This window comes from uncultured Friedmanniella sp., assembly GCF_964244285.1.
In the GTDB taxonomy this organism is placed as follows: Bacteria; Actinomycetota; Actinomycetes; order Propionibacteriales; family Propionibacteriaceae; genus Microlunatus.
Genome location: NZ_CAXTHT010000001.1, coordinates 393,252 through 411,553, shown reverse-complemented (window position 1 = coordinate 411,553; position 18,302 = coordinate 393,252). Strand labels below are relative to the sequence as shown.

General features: G+C 69.2%; 16 protein-coding genes. 12 read left to right on the top strand and 4 right to left on the bottom strand.

From position 1 onward, the window contains the following. Nucleotides 1-170 precede the first annotated feature (170 nt). The 5 genes from rpsA (at nucleotide 171) to uvrB (ending at nucleotide 6,859) form a co-directional block, all read left to right on the top strand. Nucleotides 171-1,667, top strand: coding sequence for a 30S ribosomal protein S1 (gene rpsA, locus ACFE7W_RS01955; protein ID WP_375423087.1), 1,497 nt, complete (start codon nucleotides 171-173; stop codon nucleotides 1,665-1,667). 91 nt (nucleotides 1,668-1,758) lie between these two features. After that, entirely contained in the window at nucleotides 1,759-2,361 is a 603-nt protein-coding gene (gene coaE, locus ACFE7W_RS01950) for a dephospho-CoA kinase (RefSeq protein ID WP_375423086.1), read from the top strand. A 53-nt stretch (nucleotides 2,362-2,414) separates the two neighbouring features. After that, nucleotides 2,415-3,707, top strand: a complete 1,293-nt coding sequence (locus ACFE7W_RS01945) for a PrsW family glutamic-type intramembrane protease (RefSeq protein ID WP_375423085.1) — start codon at nucleotides 2,415-2,417, stop codon at nucleotides 3,705-3,707. After that, a complete protein-coding gene (locus ACFE7W_RS01940; protein WP_375423084.1) occupies nucleotides 3,704-4,699 on the top strand; it encodes a hypothetical protein in 996 nt (331 codons plus the stop codon). The genes ACFE7W_RS01945 and ACFE7W_RS01940 overlap by 4 nt, the downstream gene beginning before the upstream one ends. Nucleotides 4,700-4,768: 69 nt before the next feature. After that, a complete protein-coding gene (gene uvrB / locus ACFE7W_RS01935) occupies nucleotides 4,769-6,859 on the top strand; it encodes an excinuclease ABC subunit UvrB (RefSeq protein ID WP_375423083.1) in 2,091 nt (696 codons plus the stop codon). A 21-nt stretch (nucleotides 6,860-6,880) separates the two neighbouring features. On the opposite strand, the gene ACFE7W_RS01930 is transcribed toward uvrB, so the two are convergent. Further along, nucleotides 6,881-7,531: a response regulator gene (locus tag ACFE7W_RS01930; protein WP_375423082.1), complete on the bottom strand. Its 651-nt coding sequence runs from the start codon at nucleotides 7,529-7,531 to the stop codon at nucleotides 6,881-6,883. Nucleotides 7,532-7,778: 247 nt separating this feature from the next. On the opposite strand from ACFE7W_RS01930, the gene ACFE7W_RS01925 reads away from it, so the two are divergent. Both ACFE7W_RS01925 and ACFE7W_RS01920 read left to right on the top strand, forming a co-directional pair. Next, nucleotides 7,779-8,240 (top strand): MarR family winged helix-turn-helix transcriptional regulator, encoded by a 462-nt coding sequence (locus ACFE7W_RS01925; protein WP_375423081.1) that lies wholly within the window; start codon nucleotides 7,779-7,781, stop codon nucleotides 8,238-8,240. Between the two features lie 218 nt (nucleotides 8,241-8,458). Beyond that, entirely contained in the window at nucleotides 8,459-9,460 is a 1,002-nt protein-coding gene (locus ACFE7W_RS01920) for a TerC family protein (protein WP_375423080.1), read from the top strand. A 46-nt stretch (nucleotides 9,461-9,506) separates the two neighbouring features. Here ACFE7W_RS01920 and lon read toward each other — a convergent pair whose 3' ends face one another. Together lon and ACFE7W_RS01910 are read right to left on the bottom strand one after the other, a co-directional pair. Then, the gene (lon, locus tag ACFE7W_RS01915) at nucleotides 9,507-11,873 is read right to left on the bottom strand and encodes an endopeptidase La (RefSeq protein WP_375423079.1); all 2,367 of its coding nucleotides are present in this window, start codon (nucleotides 11,871-11,873) and stop codon (nucleotides 9,507-9,509) included. 420 nt (nucleotides 11,874-12,293) lie between these two features. Beyond that, nucleotides 12,294-13,400, bottom strand: a complete 1,107-nt coding sequence (locus ACFE7W_RS01910) for a hypothetical protein (RefSeq protein ID WP_375423078.1) — start codon at nucleotides 13,398-13,400, stop codon at nucleotides 12,294-12,296. A gap of 505 nt (nucleotides 13,401-13,905) precedes the next feature. Here ACFE7W_RS01910 and ACFE7W_RS01905 point away from each other — a divergent pair. Further along, nucleotides 13,906-14,358 (top strand): hypothetical protein, encoded by a 453-nt coding sequence (locus tag ACFE7W_RS01905; RefSeq protein WP_375423077.1) that lies wholly within the window; start codon nucleotides 13,906-13,908, stop codon nucleotides 14,356-14,358. Nucleotides 14,359-15,062: 704 nt separating this feature from the next. Here ACFE7W_RS01905 and ACFE7W_RS01900 read toward each other — a convergent pair. Beyond that, entirely contained in the window at nucleotides 15,063-15,569 is a 507-nt protein-coding gene (locus ACFE7W_RS01900) for a MarR family winged helix-turn-helix transcriptional regulator (RefSeq protein ID WP_375423076.1), read from the bottom strand. 87 nt (nucleotides 15,570-15,656) lie between these two features. Between ACFE7W_RS01900 and ACFE7W_RS01895 the strand changes: the two genes are divergently transcribed. From ACFE7W_RS01895 to ACFE7W_RS01880, 4 genes are read left to right on the top strand one after another with little or no spacing between them, the layout of a single operon-like run. Next, nucleotides 15,657-16,316 carry a flavodoxin family protein gene (locus tag ACFE7W_RS01895; protein WP_375423075.1) on the top strand — a complete coding sequence of 220 codons (660 nt, stop codon included), beginning with the start codon at nucleotides 15,657-15,659 and terminating at the stop codon, nucleotides 16,314-16,316. Next, a complete protein-coding gene (locus ACFE7W_RS01890; protein WP_375423074.1) occupies nucleotides 16,313-16,804 on the top strand; it encodes a pyridoxamine 5'-phosphate oxidase family protein in 492 nt (163 codons plus the stop codon). The genes ACFE7W_RS01895 and ACFE7W_RS01890 overlap by 4 nt, the downstream gene beginning before the upstream one ends. After that, nucleotides 16,801-17,526: a DsbA family protein gene (locus tag ACFE7W_RS01885; protein ID WP_375423073.1), complete on the top strand. Its 726-nt coding sequence runs from the start codon at nucleotides 16,801-16,803 to the stop codon at nucleotides 17,524-17,526. Before ACFE7W_RS01890 ends, ACFE7W_RS01885 begins: the two co-directional genes overlap by 4 nt. Then, the gene (locus ACFE7W_RS01880; protein ID WP_375423072.1) at nucleotides 17,513-18,271 is read left to right on the top strand and encodes an MBL fold metallo-hydrolase; all 759 of its coding nucleotides are present in this window, start codon (nucleotides 17,513-17,515) and stop codon (nucleotides 18,269-18,271) included. The genes ACFE7W_RS01885 and ACFE7W_RS01880 overlap by 14 nt, the downstream gene beginning before the upstream one ends. The last annotated feature ends 31 nt before the right edge of the window (nucleotides 18,272-18,302 follow it).

Genomic DNA, 18,302 nt, shown 5'->3' with positions numbered 1-18,302 from the left:
TCGGACAGAGTAGGTCACGCTCGAGGGGTCGTGACGTTGTCGGCAGCAGGCTTGGCGTTTTGAGCACCGAAACGGTGTGGGGATCGCGAGTTGTGGGCAGCAGGACGTCCCTGGAGCGAAACGGCTGCAGCACACCGAAAACCACACCATCCATATCGGAGCCCTACTACATGACGTCCTCCCTAGAGGCACCCCCGCAGGTTGCGTTCGACGACTTCGACTCGCCTGAGGCATTTCTCGCGGCCATCGACGCGACCATCAAGTACTTCAACGACGGTGACATCGTCACCGGCACCGTCGTCAAGGTCGACCGTGACGAGGTCCTGCTGGACATCGGTTACAAGACCGAAGGGGTCATCCCCTCCAAAGAGCTCTCCATCAAGCACGACGTCGACCCGTTCGACGTCGTCAGCGTGGGGGATGTGATCGAGGCTCTCGTCCAGCAGAAGGAGGACAAGGAGGGTCGCCTGATCCTGTCCAAGAAGCGCGCGCAGTACGAGCGCGCCTGGGGCACGATCGAGAAGATCAAGGAAGAGGACGGTGTCGTCACCGGCCACGTCATCGAGGTCGTCAAGGGCGGCCTGATCATCGACATCGGCCTGCGCGGCTTCCTGCCCGCGTCGCTGGTGGAGATGCGCCGTGTCCGCGACCTGCAGCCGTACGTCGGCATGGAGCTCGAGGCCAAGATCATCGAGCTGGACAAGAACCGCAACAACGTGGTCCTGTCCCGCCGTGCGTGGCTCGAGCAGACGCAGTCCGAGGTCCGTCAGAACTTCCTCACGCAGCTGCAGAAGGGCCAGATCCGCAAGGGCGTCGTGTCCTCCATCGTCAACTTCGGTGCCTTCGTGGACCTGGGCGGCGTCGACGGCCTGGTGCACGTGTCCGAGCTGTCCTGGAAGCACATCGACCACCCGTCCGAGGTCGTCGAGGTGGGCCAGGAGGTCACCGTCGAGGTCCTCGACGTGGACATGGACCGCGAGCGCGTCTCGCTGTCGCTCAAGGCCACCCAGGAAGACCCGTGGCAGGCCTTCGCCCGGACGCACCAGATCGGGCAGATCGTGCCCGGCAAGGTCACCAAGCTGGTGCCGTTCGGTGCGTTCGTCCGCGTGGAGGAGGGCATCGAGGGTCTGGTGCACGTCTCCGAGCTGGCCGAGCGTCACGTCGAGATCCCCGAGCAGGTCGTCACGGTCAACGACGACGTCCTCGTCAAGATCATCGACATCGACCTCGAGCGTCGCCGGATCTCGCTGTCGCTGAAGCAGGCGAACGAGGGTGTCGACGTCAACTCCGAGGACTTCGACCCCACGCTGTACGGCATGGCGGCGTCCTACGACGACCAGGGCAACTATCTCTACCCGGACGGCTTCGACCCGGAGACGGGCGAGTGGCTCGAAGGCTACGAGGAGCAGCGCGCGGCCTGGGAGGCCCAGTACGCCGAGGCCCACGCCCGCTGGGAGGCGCACAAGAAGCAGGTCGAGGACGCGGAGAACTCCGAGGTCGCGGCTGCGGCTCCGGCCAGCTACTCCTCGTCGTCGTCGGCAGCCGGTTCCGCCTCTCCGGCCGAGACGGGTACGGCCACCGCCGCCCCCTCCGCGGCTCCGGAGGGCTCGCTGGCTTCGGACGAGGCGCTGCAGGCGCTCCGCGAGAAGCTCACCGGCGGCCAGTAACGGCTCTGTTCGGCTCACGAGCCCCGTCACCCTCTCGGGTGGCGGGGCTCGTGCGTTCCCGCCCGGACCAACCCAGGCCTAGTGTGGCGTCGTGCTGAGGGTGGGCCTGACCGGCGGGATCGCGTCCGGCAAGACAGCAGTGGCCGCCCAGCTGGCGGCCCGCGGTGCGGTGGTCATCGACGCGGACGTGCTGGCCCGGGAGGTGGTCGAGCCCGCGACGCCCGGACTCGACGCCGTGGTCGAGCGGTTCGGCCCCGAGGTCCTCGGCCCCGACGGCCGGCTGGACCGGACCCGCCTGGGTGCGCTGGTCTTCGCCGATCAGGGGGCCCGTCGCGACCTGGAGCAGATCATCCATCCCCTGGTCCGCGCGCGCGCCGCCGCGCTCGAGCGGCAGGCGGCAGCGGACGCGGTCGTGGTGCACGTCATCCCGCTGCTGGTCGAGACGGGGCAGCAGCACGACTTCGACGTCGTCGTGGTGGTCGACCTCCACCCCGCCGCCCAGGTGGAGCGGTTGGTGGCCCGCAACGGGCTGACCCCGGCGGAGGCCGGGTCCCGGCTGGCGGCGCAGGCCGACCGCGACCAGCGGCTGGCGGCGGCCGACCTCGTGGTCGACAACAACGGCACGCCGGAGCAGCTCGCCGATGCGGTGGCGTGTCTCTGGTCCGAACTCGGCACCCCTGACACTGCCGGCTGACATACTCCTGCTACTCCGGGCCGGGACCCCCGCCCACCGTCGAGGAGGTCGCTGTGGACTGCCCACGCTGCCGGGCCCAGCTGCCCGAGGTTGCGCACTTCTGTCACGTCTGCGGCCAGGACCTCCGGGCCGGTGACGCCGGTCGGCGCAAGTCGTTCGCCGTCCAGCCCGACGAGCCGGTGGCCTCGTTCGCGCTGATCTCCTCGATCATGCCGCGGGGAGCGGGCCAGCGGCCCCAGACCTACCGGGCGGCCCTCACGATCGCGCTGGTCGTGGCCCTGGTGGCCGCGATCTTCGGAGCGATGCCGATCGCCGTCCTGGTCGCCGCGTTCGCGATCCCGGTCGTCTACATCGTCTACCTCTACGACGTGAACCTGTGGGAGGACGAACCCGTCCCCGTGACGGCGCTGGCCTTCCTGCTCACCGGCGTGCTGGCCCTGCTCTTCACCGCGCTGTGGACGTTCCTGCGCGGTCCGATCCCGTTCGCGCCCGCCGGGCTGGACGGCACGATCAGCGCGGCCCCGCGTCTCGGGACGTTCCTGCTCGTCGCGGTCCTGGTCCCGGTGGTGGGCGAGGCGATCCGCCAGGTCGGTCCGGTGATGCTGGCCAGACGGCCGCGCTTCGACGACCTGATGGACGGCCTCACCTTCGGGGTCGTCAGCGGGGTCGCCTACTCCTGCTTCGACACCCTGGTCCGGCACTGGGACCTGCTCACGGGCGGCCTGCAGAACCCGGACGCAGGCCTGTGGGCCTCGCTGATCTTCCTCGAGGGCTTCGTCAAGCCGTTGATCATGGGCACCGCCACCGGGATCGCGTGCGCGGAGTTCTCCGGCCTGGGGCGTGGCTACGACGGCTTCACGCCGCGCTACTTCCGGGGCATCGCCGAAGCCGTGCTGGCCAACGTCGCCTACCAGGCGGGCACGTACCTCTTCTCCTTCGTGGGCAACCCGACCCTGGCGGTCGTGCTCAGCGCGCTCTGGGGCCTGGTCATCCTGGGCGTGCTCATCCTGCGGGTCCGCAACGTCCTGCACGTCGGCCTGATGGAGGCGGCGCTGGAGCGTTCGGCGCGCGAGCAGGGGATCGGGGAGGACGGCGACCTGCAGTTCTGCGCCCGCTGCGAGATGCCGCTGCAGGACCACGCAGCGTTCTGCACGGCCTGCGGCACGGCGGTCCGGGTCCAGCCCAAGTCGCACCAGCCGCGCGCGGCGAAGCCGGCGCCCGCGATGGCGGCGGGGGTCGCCGCGCCCGCCACGCCCCCCGAGGACACGAGTCCGCCGGGAGCGGACGTGGCGGCCGAGCACCAGGCGCGCGACCAGTTCTACGACGACGAGGAGGGCCGGTCGTGACCCAGCCACCCCAGCAGCCGCAGGGCAACCAGCCGCCCCACCCCCAGCAGGGCTACCCGCAGCAGGGCTATCCGCCGCAGCAGGGTCAGCCCCAGGGTGGGTACCCGCAGCAGGGCTACCCGCCGCAGGGTCAGCCTCAGGGTGGGTACCCGCAGCAGGGCTATGTGCCGCAGCAGGGCTACCCGCAGCAGGGTGGCTACGGCCCCCCTCAGGGCTATGCCCCGACGGGGTACGGCCAGCAGCAGCCGGGCGGTCGTCCGCCGGGGTCAGGACCCAGGAAGAAGAGCTCGGCCCTCATCCTCGGCATCGTGGGCGGGGCCGTCGTCCTGCTGGTCCTGGTCGGCGCCCTGTTCCTGGTGTTCGGCGGGAAGAACGACGACCAGGCCGGTTCCACCATCACCGCCAACCCGCCCAGCGTGCCGCCGGACGACCCTTCGACGGCACCCACCACCGACCCCTCGTCCAAGACCTCCCCGTCGACGAAGGCCTCGAGCGAGCCCAGCGCCAGCTCGACCTCGAGCAGCCAGCCGAGTGGCTCGAGCATCGACATCGGCAACGGTGTCTCGGTCGTGCCGGCCAAGGGCTGGAAGGTGGTCAAGAGCACGAAGAGCCTGGCGGAGCTCTCCGACGGCGAGAGCAACTTCCTGGGGCAGACGACCGTCCTGGACTCCGACACCAACGCCGGCCAGGTCTGCACGGCGTGGCACAAGCAGGTGGCCGAGGACGCCTCCGGGGCGAAGTACACCGACCCCAAGTCCTTCGACACCGGCACCTCGAAGCTGAAGGGCTCCACCTGTGGCGCGGTGCTCACCGCGAGCAGCGGCCAGGGCACGTCGCAGGTGGTGTTGGTGAGCGTGGTCTCGGTGCGCCCCGCCGACGGGCTGACGGCGCTCTCGACCGCCGAGTTCACCAGCAGCGCCGACACCGACCAGCTGGGTAAGGACTTCGGCGCGATGGTCGAGTCGGTGCTCAAGACCCAGGCCACCGGCTGACCGGGCCCCGTCGGGGACCTCGGATGTCGTCGCGTCATTTCTGTCAGTGGCCGCACCTAGGCTGAGCGCATGCGTCCGATCGAAGACCTCCAGCGCACCGTCGCCCCCTTCCACGTGGAGAGCGACTTCTCCCCGTCCGGTGACCAGCCGGCGGCGATCGCCGATCTCGAGCGGCGGATCGCCAGCGGTGAGCAGGACGTCGTGCTGCTGGGCGCCACCGGTACGGGGAAGACGGCCACCATGGCCTGGCTGGCCGAGCGGGTGCAGCGGCCGATCCTGGTCATGCAGCCGAACAAGACCCTGGCCGCGCAGTTCGCCAACGAGCTGCGGCACTTCTTCCCCAAGAACGCCGTGGAGTACTTCGTCTCCTACTACGACTACTACCAGCCCGAGGCCTACGTCCCCCAGTCCGACACCTACATCGAGAAGGACTCCTCGCTCAACGAGGAGGTCGAGCGGCTCCGGCACTCGGCCACCAACTCGCTGCTGACCAGGAGGGACGTCGTCGTGGTCGCGACGGTGTCGGCCATCTACGGCCTGGGCACCCCCCAGGAGTACGTGGACCGCATGGTCGCGCTCACGGTCGGCCAGGAGATCGAGCGCGATGCGCTGCTCCGCCAGCTCGTCGGCATCCAGTACGCGCGCAACGACCTCGCCGGCACCCGCGGCACCTTCCGTGTCCGGGGCGACACTCTCGAGGTGTTCCCGATGTATGAGGAGCTGGCCGTCCGGATCGAGTTCTTCGGCGACGAGATCGAGAAGCTCAGCACGCTGCACCCGCTCACCGGCGAGGTCGTGACCAACGACCAGCACGTCTACCTGTTCCCGGCCAGCCACTACGTGGCCGGGCCGGAGCGGATGGAACGGGCCATCGGGCGGATCGAGGCCGAGCTGGGGGAGCGGCTGGCCGAGCTGGAGTCCCAGCACAAGCTGCTCGAGGCCCAGCGGCTGCGGATGCGCACCAGCTACGACATCGAGATGATGCGCCAGATCGGCACCTGCTCGGGGATCGAGAACTACTCGAGCCACATCGACGGCCGGGGCCGGGGCACGGCCCCGTACTGCCTCCTGGACTACTTCCCCGAGGACTTCCTGCTCGTGGTGGACGAGTCGCATGTGACGATCCCGCAGATCGGCGGCATGTACGAGGGCGACATGTCGCGCAAGCGCACCCTGGTCGACCACGGTTTCCGGCTGCCGAGCGCGATGGACAACCGGCCGCTGCGCTTCGAGGAGTTCGTCGAGCGGATCGGTCAGACGGTCTACCTGTCGGCCACGCCCGGCAACTACGAGCTGGCCAAGTCCGACGGCTTCGTCGAGCAGATCATCCGCCCCACCGGTCTGATCGACCCGGAGGTCATCGTCAAGCCCACCCAGGGTCAGATCGATGACCTGATGGGTGAGATCCGGCTGCGCGTCGAGCGCAACGAGCGGGTGCTGGTCACCACGCTGACCAAGAAGATGTCCGAGGACCTGACCGACTACCTGCTCGAGAACGGGATCCGCACGCGGTACCTGCACTCCGAGGTCGACACGCTGCAACGAATCACCCTGCTGCGTGAGCTCCGGATGGGCGAGTACGACGTCCTCGTCGGCATCAACCTGCTACGGGAAGGCCTCGACCTGCCTGAGGTGTCGCTGGTGGCGATCCTGGACGCCGACAAGGAGGGCTTTCTCCGTAGCTCGAAGAGCCTGATCCAGACGATCGGCCGTGCCGCCCGGAACGTGTCGGGCCAGGTGCACATGTACGCCGACTCGATCACCGACTCGATGGCGGCCGCGATCGACGAGACCAACCGCCGCCGGGACAAGCAGATCGCCTACAACCTCGAGCACGGCGTCGACCCGCAGCCGCTGCGGAAGAAGATCGCCGACATCACCGACATGCTGGCCCGCGAGGACGCCGACACCGAAGAGCTGCTGAGCGGCCGCGGCAACGGGCGGAAGAAGTCGCCGGTGCCCGCGCTCGGCCTCAAGGACGGCCATGCGCACCGGCTCGGCGGGATGCCCGCCGGTGAGCTCGCCGACCTGGTTCAGGAGCTGACCACCCAGATGCACGGCGCCGCAGCTGACCTCCAGTTCGAGGTGGCTGCCCGGTTGCGCGACGAGATCTCCGACCTCAAGAAGGAGCTGCGTCAGATGGTCGAGGCGAGCCGCTGAGGAGCAGGCGGCTGCTCGGTCTCACCGGCCGCCGGCGACCCGGCTCCAGAGGCTGAACTTGGTGAAGATCAGCGAGACGAAGCGGTTGACGGTGTCGGCGGACATGCCGTGCCTGGCCCCGATCTCGCTGTCGGTGAGGCCGGCGACGGCGTCGTCGAAGATGGCCAGCTCTCGTGCACTGAGCCGTGGCCCTCTCGTCCTGCGACCCTCGCCGGAATCCCGGGCCGCGGCGTGACAACGGTCCACGAGCGCCGTCACCGCGACCGGATCGAGCCGGAGCGACCCTCGGGCTGCCTCGACGGCGGCCTGGACGATGCCGGTCGAGTCCAGCTGCTTGATGACGTAGCCGCAGGCGCCCGCCAGGGCGGCGGCCAGCAGGGCCTCACGGTCCCCGTGCCAGGTGAACATCAGGCAGGAAACGTCGGGGTGCTCCTCGCGGATCCGACGGGCGAGGCTCACCCCGTCGCCGTCGGGCAGGGTGATGTCGAGCAGGGCGACGTGGGGTTCAGCCTCGGCCAGTCGGTCGAGCGCGTCGCCGGCGCGGGTGGCGCCCCCGACCAGCTCCACGGTGGAGGAGGTCGTGAGCAGCGACCCGATTGCCTGGTGCACCAGCACGTGGTCGTCCACGACAAAGATCCGTACGGTGGCCACCCGGGTGGTCGTCACAGTCATCTGGTCTCGCCCTCGTGGTGTGGTGCTGAACGTGCAACGTTCCCCGAGGGTGAGCGCCCGTCCAGACCTCACCTGCGCTGCTGAAGCAAGTGGACGGGCGGCTCGCCCAGTGACCTGCGAGTCTTCGCGTGGCCGAGACGACTCGGCACCGAGGCGTCTGGCGGGGATTCTGTCACCGCGATGAGCTCATGGTCAAGTAATCTTGTCATCGAACTACGTAAGCTTCAACCGATCGTGAGGACCGACGATGGCAGAAATCGACCAGACGGCCATTCGTAGCCTGCGTTCCCTCATCCTGGCCGGTGAGCGGTACCGGCAGACCGTCGCCGAGCAGACCGGACTCGGCATCACCGAGACCCAGGCCATCAGCTCCCTGATCACCTACGGTGACCGCGGCCAGCACGAGCTGGCCGTCGACCTCGGGCTGAGCAGCGGCGCCTCGACGGCCCTGGTCGACCGGCTCGAGCGGCAGGGGATCGCCGAACGGTACCCCCATCCGACCGACCGACGCCGGACCCTCGTCCGGCTGACCGAGCAGGGGCTTGATGTCGTCCGTCGGAGCGGGGACTGGTTGGCCGCGGCCCTGCGTGACGTCGTCCCACCGTCGGAGATGGGGCGGCTGGCCGAGACCCTGACCACGATCGCCGAGCAGCTCAACCAGGAGTCGTCCCGGCTCGCGGCTAAGGAGGACGTGAGTCGCGAGGCCTGACGTCACGGCGTCGATCGCACGAGGAATCGAGTTTCGAGACCGGCCCTGCCATACTGATGGCGGAGGGGAGTATTCCCTCGCGGCAGCATCGTCATCACGGCTGAGTGTCGGCAGGGGCATCGTTCCTCCCGCTCAGCCCGGTGCCTCGGCCAGGATCCTGGCGGAAGAGACCTCCGAGACTTCGATGTCGCCCGACTCGTCTCGGAAGGTTCTCCCTGATGGCTGTTCACCTGTACGCCTGGATCATCACCGTCGTCGTGATGGTCGCCATCCTCACGGTCGACGTCTTCGTGATCGGCCGCCGGCCGCACGAGCCGTCGACCAAAGAGGCGTCGACGGCCATCGCCCTCTTCGTCGGGCTGGCCGTCCTCTTCGGCCTCGGAGTCTGGTTCGTCTCGGGGCCGCGCTACGCCGGTGAGTTCTTCGCCGGCTGGATCACCGAGTACAGCCTGAGCGTCGACAACCTCTTCATCTTCATCATCATCATGGCCAAGCTGAAGGTGCCGCGTGAGCTGCAGCAGTTCGCGCTCCTCGTCGGCATCCTGCTGGCCCTGGTCTTCCGCGGGGTCTTCATCGCCGTCGGCGCCGCCGCCATCGACCGCTTCGCGTGGGTGTTCTTCATCTTCGGCGCGTTCCTGGTCTACACCGCGGTCAAGCTGTTCCTCGACTACCGCTCACACAGTGACGACGAGCACGACGAGGACTCCCCGGACAACGCCCTGATGCGGGTGGTCCGGCGTCGGTTCCCCTCCACCAGCGACTTCCGCGGCACGAAGCTGACGGTGCGCGAGCAGGGCCGCCGGCTGATCACCCCGATGTTCTTCGTCATCGTCGCGCTCGGCAGCACCGACCTGCTGTTCGCGCTCGACTCGATCCCGGCGATCTACGGGCTGACCCAGGAGCCGTACCTCGTCTTCACCGCGAACGTGTTCGCGCTGATGGGGCTGCGCCAGCTCTACTTCCTGATCGGCGGGCTGCTCAAGCGGCTGGTCTACCTCTCGCTCGGCCTGTCGATCATCCTCGCCTTCATCGGGGTGAAGCTCGTGCTGCACGCGCTGCACGAGTACCACCTGGCCGACTGGGCCCCGTTCGGCGGCGAGATCCCGATCTGGCTGTCGCTGACGGTCATCGTGGCCACCCTGGCGGTGACGACGGTGGCCAGCCTGGTGAAGTCGCGACGCGACGCCTCGGCTGAGGCCAACATCGCGGGCTGGGAATGACGACGTGCCGGTCACCCTCGAGGAGGGTGACCGGCACGTGGACGCCTCAGGCTGCAGCGCGCGCTCCGGCAGCGGCCGGCTCGATGGCCTCGGCCACCAGGACGGCCACATCGCTCATCAGCCGGACGTCGATCGACTCCAGCACGTCGGCCGGGACGTCGTCGAGGTCGGGCTCGTTGCGCAGCGGCAGGAACACGGTGGTCAGGCCCGCGCGCTGAGCGGCCAGCAGCTTCTGCTTGGCCCCGCCGATCGGCATCACCCGACCGTTCAGGCTCACCTCGCCGGTCATGGCCACGTCCGAGCGGACCGGACGTCCGAGCGCCATCGAGGTCAGCGCCGTCACCATGGTGACGCCTGCGGACGGGCCGTCCTTGGGCACTGCGCCGGCCGGGACGTGGATGTGGATGGGCCGGTAGAGGACCGACGCATCGGTAATGCCCAGCTGTGCTGCGTGCGCCCGGACGTAGGACAGCGCGATCTGCGCCGACTCCTTCATCACGTCGCCGAGCTGACCGGTCAGGGTCAGCGTCGCCCCGTTCCCTGAGCCTGTCGAAGGGCCCGGGCCGGTCGAGGGGTCGACCGACGCCGCCTCGATGAACAAGACGTCGCCGCCCAGCCCGGTGACGGCGAGGCCCGTGGCGACACCCGGCACGGACGTGCGCTCGTGCGCCTCGGGGGTGAACCGCGGCCGACCGAGGAAGTCGCGCAGGTTGGCGACCTCGATGGCCAGGTGCTGCTCGCCCTCCTCGGCCCGCGCCAGCCGGGTGGCCGCCTTGCGCAGAGCCTTGGCCAGCAGCCGCTCGAGCTGTCGGACGCCGGGCTCGCGGGTGTAGTCGGCCGCGATCTCGCGTAGCGCGCCCTCGCTGACGCTCACCTCCTCCCCGGTCAGCGCGGCGAGGCCGAGCTGCCGAGGCAGGAGGTACTGACGCGCGATGGCGATCTTGTCGTCCTCGGTGTACCCGTCGAGCTGCACCAGCTCCATCCGGTCCAGGAGCGCCTGCGGGATGGTCTCGATGACGTTCGCCGTGGCCAGGAAGACCACGTCGGACAGGTCGAGGTCGACCTCGAGGTAGTGGTCGCGGAAGGTGTGGTTCTGTGCCGGGTCGAGGACCTCGAGCAGCGCCGCCGCGGGGTCGCCGCGGTAGTCGGCGCCGACCTTGTCGATCTCGTCCAGCAGCACGACCGGGTTCATCGAACCGGCCTCGCTGATGGCCCGGACGATGCGACCGGGCAGCGCGCCCACGTACGTCCGCCGGTGGCCGCGGATCTCGGCCTCGTCGCGGACGCCACCCAGCGAGACCCGGACGAACGTGCGGCCCAGGGCGCGCGCGACCGACTCTCCGAGGGAGGTCTTGCCCACCCCGGGCGGGCCGACCAGCGCCATCACGGCGCCCGAACCGCGACCGCCGACGACCTCGAGGTGGCGTGAGGCCCGCCGCGAGCGGATGGCCAGGTACTCCACGATCCGGTCCTTGACGTCGTCGAGGCCGTGGTGGTCGGCGTCGAGCACCTCGCGGGCCGCGACCACATCGGTGGTGTCGGTGGTGCGGACGCCCCACGGAAGCTCGAGCACGGTGTCCAGCCAGGTGCGCAGGTAGCCGGACTCGGGGCTCTGGTCGCTCGCCCGCTCGAGCTTGGCGACCTCACGCATGGCGGCCTTGCGGACGTCCTCGGGCAGGTCGGCCTCCTCGACCCGGGTGCGGTAGTCCTGCGCGCCCTCGGGCTCGCCCTCACCCAGTTCCTTGCGGATGGCCGCGAGCTGTTGGCGCAGCAGGAACTCCCGCTGGTTCTTCTCCATGCCCTCGCGGACGTCCTCGGCGATCTTGTCGTTCACCTCGGTCTCCGCGAGATGGTCCTTGGCCCACGTCACGAGCAGCCGAAGCCGGTCGGACACGTAGGGGTTCTCGAGCAGCTCACGCTTCTGCTCGTCGGTCAGCCAGGAGGCGTAGCCGGCCAGGTCGGCCAGGGCGGACGGGTCCGTCACCTTGTTGACCTGGTCGATGACCTGCCAGGCGTCACGCCGCTGCAGGGTGGCCACCACCAGCTGCCTGTACTCCGCGGCGAGCTCGCGGATCTCGGGCGTCTCCATCGTCGGGTCGAGCTCCTCGGCCTCGACCCAGAGCGCGGTGCCGGGCCCGGACACGCCGGAGCCGATCCGAACCCGCCGGTCAGCCTTGATCACCGCGGCCGGGTCGCCGTTCTGCAGCCGGCCGATCTGGACGATCGAGGCGACGACGCCGTAGGAGGCGTACCGGTCGCCGAGGCGCGGGGCAACGAGCAGCTGGTCGTCGCTGTGCGCCCGGGCGGCGTCGACGGTGGCCTGCGCCGCGTCGTCGAGCTCGATCGGCACCACCATGCCGGGCAGGACGACGAGGTCGGTCAGGAAGAGGACGGGAAGGCGGGTGGTCGACATGGGTCGGGACCTCCAAGTTGAGGTCGCTCGCACTTGAGCGACATCGACTCAAGGCTGACGTCGCCGGCTTTCTTCCTGCTGTTCTCCCTGGGCGAACGGATTGGACGCTGTGGGATCCGGAGCATCTTGTCGTTGTCCCGCTTTCTTGCCCTCACGCGGTCGTCTGTCCTGGTTTCTTGTCGTACTTCAACACTCGGGTGGTGGCCAGAAGCAGACGACGCTGGGTTCCGCTTCCTTGAAGACGGCGAGCAAAAGGTCACGAGAGCGCCGGCCGAAGTTGACGCACGCTGGTTGAGCGGGTCGCCAGACCGGTCTTCCCCGATTTGCAATGGCAGCGGAAGCAGCTAGCCGCGGTTGATGTGAACGGCCACGGCCATTCTGCTGACCGGCTACGAGAAGCGGCCAGGCTGAGCAGGACTGCTACCAGTGCAGGGTGAGGTAGTCGTCCTGGCGTTGCTGGACCTGAATGACGTGCGCGTAGCCGTCGCTGAGATTGTGGGCGAGCAACGCGACCTGCCACCGAGCGTTGAAGGCACAGATCCAGGCGGCGGCCCCGGCCGCGGTGGCTTGCTCGGCCACGGACAGCGGTTGAGCCCGGGCGGCGTCGTAGTCACGCATAAAGTCGGCGACGTCTTCTGGGGCCGAGAGGCTTCCGGCGCTTGTCTGCCTCTGAGCGTGGCAGGCGGCGGCAAAGCCGGCGATGACGGCCTCGGTGTCGGCGACCAGCTCCCAGTCGTAGGTTCCGACCAGCGCTCCGTCAGCCACGACGGTGTTCCCGGCGTACCAGTCGGCGTGGCCGACCACGACCGGGGCGCTGTCTCGGTGAGCAAGGATCTGGTCGGCGGCGCGGCGGCCGAAGTCGTCGAGCCACTCATAACCCGCAGTGGTAGTGCTGAAGTCGACGAGGGTGTCGTGGGGAACGGGCCACGGCCCCGCCTGGTAGTGGCACCATGACGGCCCAGGTCCGGCCTGTTCGACCAGGTCCGGCCGGGGGCGCAACAGTTCTATGTGCCGCGCCAGCCCCTCGGCGAGCAAGCGCCGAACGGCTGCGTCGCGACCATCGGGAACAGCGCCGACGATCAGCGTCTCGACTGTGAGGACGTGCCCGTCGAACTCATCCGGGCCCGACAGCGGAGTCGGACACGGGAAGTGTGCGGCGACGAGCACCCGCTTCGCCTCCGCGGTCGTGCGCAGGGCTTGCACATCAGCCGGCCGGCGGTGGGTCTTGATCACCACTGTGCGGCCGTCGGCGAGCTTGACCCCCCAAACAGCGTCGATCCGTCCAGCCCGGAAACGGACGCGGATGATCCCGCTCCCCAGCTGCTGGCGGGAGTAGTCGTCAAGGAACGCACGGATCGCCTCGGAGGTCTCCAGCCCGAAGACTGCGCGTTCGGTGCCGCTGGGCGCCGAGCCCACGATCGAATCGTCATCCTGCACCGACACGATGAACTCCCGCCCTCGAACGTGTGAAGCCCAGTCTCCAAGGAACAGAGCAGATGCACTTCCTGACCAGGAGGACTGTCCCACGATCGGTGGTCGGACGGACCATGCAGGCAAGCGTTGCACCACACGCGGCGGCAATCGCTGGTGCTACCACCTTGATCGGCGCGCTCCTCGCTGCCCGCGAACGTTCGAGCCGCCCTCTCGATCACGAAAGCCGGAGGAAATCGTCAAGATTGCGAGAAAACCAGGAGCCGCTCATTCTGTCGCTCCCCTAGCTACAGGCACCTAGCTGACGACAGATCAACCGAGAACCTACAATTGGACGACGCCGCGGTCCCCCGCGCGCCGCGCGCCCGCAGCGTTCGCCACGCCGTCCCCCGACTGCAACGACGACTAAGCCCCGCACCTGCAAAGTCGACCAAATTCAACTCGCACTGGTCGGTCGCGGGTCGGCTACCGTGGCGACACCGCGGCTGCTGAGTCGCAGGTCGCCTTCATTCGTGCCGACGTACCGCTGGACGAGCGCACCCTTGCCGCGATCCGTTGGACGAAGGGCCTCGAACAGTCGACGGGGCGCCGAGCTGGACTGGTGGCGCCGCTGGCGAGAGACCACAGCGACCCTCTCGAAGCCTTCGCCAGCGGCCGTCCGTCGACGTCGGTGAAAACCGCCGCCCCTCTCGGTCCCGGGCCGCTGCTCGCCTACTGCATCGGGCTGGAGGGACTCGTCAAGTTCGGCCACCGCCGCCCGCTCGTCTACGTTGCCTGGCCCAACGACGACTGGCTGGACGGGTGGGCTGCTGCCGTCGGAGCCGTCGACATCATGACCCGACAGCCCTTGGCAGGGCCCCAGAAGCCTGTGTCCGAGCTGCTAAAGGATCTCGACTTTGCCGGCAACAATGGCCGGTTCGACGCGTGGGGCAAGCGCGACGTCAGGCGGATCCTTCAGGAGCTGGACCAGCTGGTGGATCGGAACTACGCGGTTGGCGCGATGCTGGCGGCCGGCCACTCGAAGAAGTCACTGGACGGCCTGCGGAAGTTGTAGCCCGGGGTCGAGGGGTGCGTGGGCGGACCAATCGAGTTGCCGGCCAGAGGATCGCGCTGCGGAACTCTCAGCGCGCTCGGAGCTGCCGCCGGCGGTGGAGACAAGCCCGCCTGAAGCGGGCCGGGCCGGGCGGACAGCCGAGATGATTGGCCGCGCGATCGCGCGAGGGTTCGATCCGGCCCGAGGTCAGCAGGAAGTCGCGGTGGCGCTACCGCACGAGGTCCTTGACCGAGGAGACCGACAAGATTACGAGAACCGAGACTTCCGGACAACGCCACCACGGGCGGACGCCTGATTGGTGCCGACAATCCGCTCCCTGAAGCAGAGGTCACGGACGCAGCAGGGCTTTGATAGCGCGGCGCTCGTCCATCGCGCGGTAGACCTCGGGGAGCCTGGTCGAGCGATCGTCGGCCCGCTGCTCGGCGCAGCCATCCTCCAGCTCTCCGACTGGCCAGCTCGGCTGGGCTCAGGTCTCGCTCGTCAGCGTGTCCGGCTCCAGCCGGTTCCGCTGGGCTCACGCGCATCACTGGTCGGTCATGTGCGGCTCCTCCTGCCCGTTCGGCCGGTAGAGCCACTGACGCCGCTTCTGCGACAGTCCCCGTCTGACCGGGCCGAAGTCGGGAGGGCCAGAGGGACGGCAGATCTGATCTGGTAGCCGGCAGAGGTTGGAGTGAGGGAGTCGCGGTGCTTCGAGACACCTCAGGTCAAGAGTCTGTTCGGCGTCGGTCTCCCGTCGCGCCGGTGGTCTGCTCGCTCTGGGCGACCGCCAAGACCCGGTTGAGTCCTTCGCGGAGCGCGGTGAGCTCCTGGTCAGTGAGGTGGGCGCTGAACCGGTCTGCGATGCCGGCGAGGTAGACGGGTGCCGCAGCCCGCAGGGCTTGGCGTCCAGCGTCGGTGAGGGCTGCGAAGGATCCGCGCCGATCGGCGGAATCAGGCTCGCGGCAGGCGAGCCCAGCTGCGGTCAGCTCATCGACCACGCGGCTGGCGCGTGAGCGGGACAGCACCACCCGTGCGCCGAGGTCCTGCATCCGCAGCCGCCGCTCGGGGGCGGCGTTGAGCTCGAGGAGAACGTCGTACCAGGCCAGCGGCAAGTGGCCCTGACGCTCGAGGTCGCGGTTGAGTTGGGGGACGAGCGCCGCATGGGTCCGGAGCAGCAGCGACCAGACCGTCAGGCCTACCTGGTCCCTGTGGTCGCGGTTCTCGGTTGTCATTCGCCTCATCCACCCGGTTGACATGTGCGTACGCACGCATCTATTTTATGTGCATAAGCACACATCACGATGTAGAGGAGCACTGAGATGTCTCACCCTGTCCGGGTCATTGTTGCCTACCACTCCGGCTTCGGCCACACCGCGCGTCAGGCGCACGCGGTCGCCGAAGGCGCTCGCAGCCTGACCGGCACCCAGGTCGAGCTGCTGCCCGTCGATGAGCCCGACGACGAGCTGATCGCCGCCCTCGACCAGGCCGACGCGATCATCTTCGGCGCCCCCACCTACATGGGCGCCGCCTCCGCGGTCTTCAAGACCTTCGCCGAGGCCACGTCCAAGGCGTGGGGCGACGGACTGCGGTGGCAGGGCAAGGTGGCGGCCGGGTTCACCAACAGCCAGAACATCAACGGCAACAAGGAGAACACCCTGCTGGAGATGTTCGTGCTGGCCGCTCAGCACGGCATGCACTGGGTCAGCCTCGGCGCCTACGGCGGATGGAACACCACCACCGCCAGCCCCGACGACCTCAACCGGCTCGGCGGGTTCACCGGAGCGATGGCCCAGTCTCACGGCGACGCCGGCTCCGACCAGGCACCGCCGGCAGCCGACCTCGAGACGGCCGCGCACCTCGGACGCCGGGTCGCCGAGACCACCCAGCAGCTGGTCGCTGGCCGAAAGGCGCTGACCGCCTCGCCGCAGCCCTCCGCGGACGAGCAGCAGGCCTACGTGACCGCAACCACCACGGCGTGAGCAGCCGTCCGTCCCGGGAGCAGGGTCTTGCCCTGGTCCGCCGGCACGGCAGCGCCGATCGGTGGCTCGCGGTGCTCATCACCCGCCGCGCCGATGGCTCACCGGCCCCGTCAGTGGTCAACGCCGGGATCCTGCCGCACCCCCTGACCGGGCAGTCAGTCGTTGCCTTCGTCGCTCGCGGCCACACGGCGAAGCTGACCAACCTGCGCCGCGACCCTTTCGCGACCCTGGTCTTCCGCGCCGGCTGGGAGTGGGTGTCGGTCGCTGGGCCCGCCCAGCTCGTCGGTCCGGACGACCCCTTGCCCCCTCTGGATCCGGACGGCCTGCGTTCGCTGCTGCGCGACGTCTACTCCGCCGCCGGCGGCAGGCACGACGACCTCGACGTCTACGACCAGGTGATGGCCGTCGAGCATCGGACCGCGGTCCTCGTCGAGCCCGCCCGCTTCACCACCAACCCGACCGGCACCGAACACCAGGAGCACGGATGACCACCACCGACACCGACCAACCCACTGTCTCGCCCCCTCCCCCGGGGGTGCTGCAGCTCTGGTCGGACCTCCTGTGCCCGTTCACCCACGTGGCGCTGCATGAGCTGCGCGCCGCCCGGGAACGGCTAGGGCCAGGCGACCCGGCGCACAACGTACAGCTGGAACACCACGCCTTTCCGCTCGAGCTGTTCAACGGTCCTCACCTCCGACGCGGCACCGACACCGAGGCGGTCGGGCTCGGCCAGATTTGCCCGGCCGCCGGCTTTCGGGTCTGGACCGGCCCCGACGACTCCTACCCCCACACCGTTCTGACGGCGGCCGAGGCGGTCCTCGCCGCCGGCGCGCAGTCCAGGGTTGCCGGGGAGGCGCTGGACGCCGCGCTCCGCGCCGCGTTCTGGACCGGCGCCCGTTCCATCGCCCACCGCGCCGTCGTCCTCGAAGTCGCCGAAGAAGTCGCCGCCGGCGGGGCCCCGCTCGACACCGGCCGGCTCACCCAGGCACTCGACAGTGGCCGCCACCGGGCGGACCTGATGGCCGACGTCACCCTCGCCCAGACTGAGGCCATCCCCACCAGCCCCACCTTCGTGCTGCCCGACGGCACCGTCTGCGCCAATCCCGGCATCACCGTGCACTGGGAAGGGCCTTGGGCGGCCGGCTACCCCATCGTTGACGCCTTCAACGCGTCCGCCTACATCGACCTCCTTCGCGATGCCGCCCGCTGACCTAGCCCCCGACCCGTCCGCAGCCGATTTGGAGCTGGTCGACGACGCGCACGGCCTCGTGCTCCGACGCGTCGTCGTCGGACCGCTGGCTACCAACTGCTGGGCAATTCACCCGGTCGGCTTCCGCACATCCCTGCTCGTCGACCCCGGCGACGAACCCGATCGACTGCTCGACGCCGTCAGCGACCTCACCATCGCCGCGATCGTGGTGACCCACACCCACTTCGACCACGTCTTGGCACTACCCGAACTGGCCGACGCCACCGGCGCGCCGGTCTACGCGCACCCGGCCGAGCAACCCGTGTGGGTCCACGAGCTCGACACTCTGCAGCGCTGTGGTCACTTCGACGCCGGCACCGCCACCGCCGCGCTCCGCAGGGCCGGCCACAGCCTGCAACCCGACCAAGGGCAGTTGCTCTGGCACGGCCGCCCCGACCACCACCTCCAGGACGGGGACAGCCTTCACGCCGGGCCCCTCACCGTCCAGGCCCGGCACACCCCCGGCCACACCCCCGGCAGCATCAGCCTCACCCTCCCCGGTCATGTGCTCACCGGCGACACCCTGTTTCCCGGCGGCCCCGGGCTGACCGGATGGCCGCTGTCGGACTTCCCGACGATCATCACCTCGGTGCGCCGGATCCTTGACCTACCCGCCGACACGGTCGTCCACCCCGGGCACGGTCGAGACACCGACATCGCCACCGAACGACCTGCACTCGCCTCGTGGATGGATCGCGGTTGGTAGGGCGGCGAGGGTCACGGGCGATGCCGTCCTA

Bases quoted from the DNA above. Each gene is read 5' to 3' on its own strand.
- rpsA (WP_375423087.1), top strand. From the start codon at position 171: ATGACGTCCTCCCTAGAGGCACCCCCGCAGGTTGCGTTCGACGACTTC.
- uvrB (WP_375423083.1), top strand. From the start codon at position 4,769: ATGCGTCCGATCGAAGACCTCCAGCGCACCGTCGCCCCCTTCCACGTG.
- ACFE7W_RS01930 (WP_375423082.1), bottom strand. From the start codon at position 7,531: ATGACTGTGACGACCACCCGGGTGGCCACCGTACGGATCTTTGTCGTG.
- ACFE7W_RS01925 (WP_375423081.1), top strand. From the start codon at position 7,779: ATGGCAGAAATCGACCAGACGGCCATTCGTAGCCTGCGTTCCCTCATC.
- ACFE7W_RS01920 (WP_375423080.1), top strand. From the start codon at position 8,459: ATGGCTGTTCACCTGTACGCCTGGATCATCACCGTCGTCGTGATGGTC.
- lon (WP_375423079.1), bottom strand. From the start codon at position 11,873: ATGTCGACCACCCGCCTTCCCGTCCTCTTCCTGACCGACCTCGTCGTC.
- ACFE7W_RS01900 (WP_375423076.1), bottom strand. From the start codon at position 15,569: ATGACAACCGAGAACCGCGACCACAGGGACCAGGTAGGCCTGACGGTC.
- ACFE7W_RS01895 (WP_375423075.1), top strand. From the start codon at position 15,657: ATGTCTCACCCTGTCCGGGTCATTGTTGCCTACCACTCCGGCTTCGGC.
- ACFE7W_RS01885 (WP_375423073.1), top strand. From the start codon at position 16,801: ATGACCACCACCGACACCGACCAACCCACTGTCTCGCCCCCTCCCCCG.
- ACFE7W_RS01880 (WP_375423072.1), top strand. From the start codon at position 17,513: ATGCCGCCCGCTGACCTAGCCCCCGACCCGTCCGCAGCCGATTTGGAG.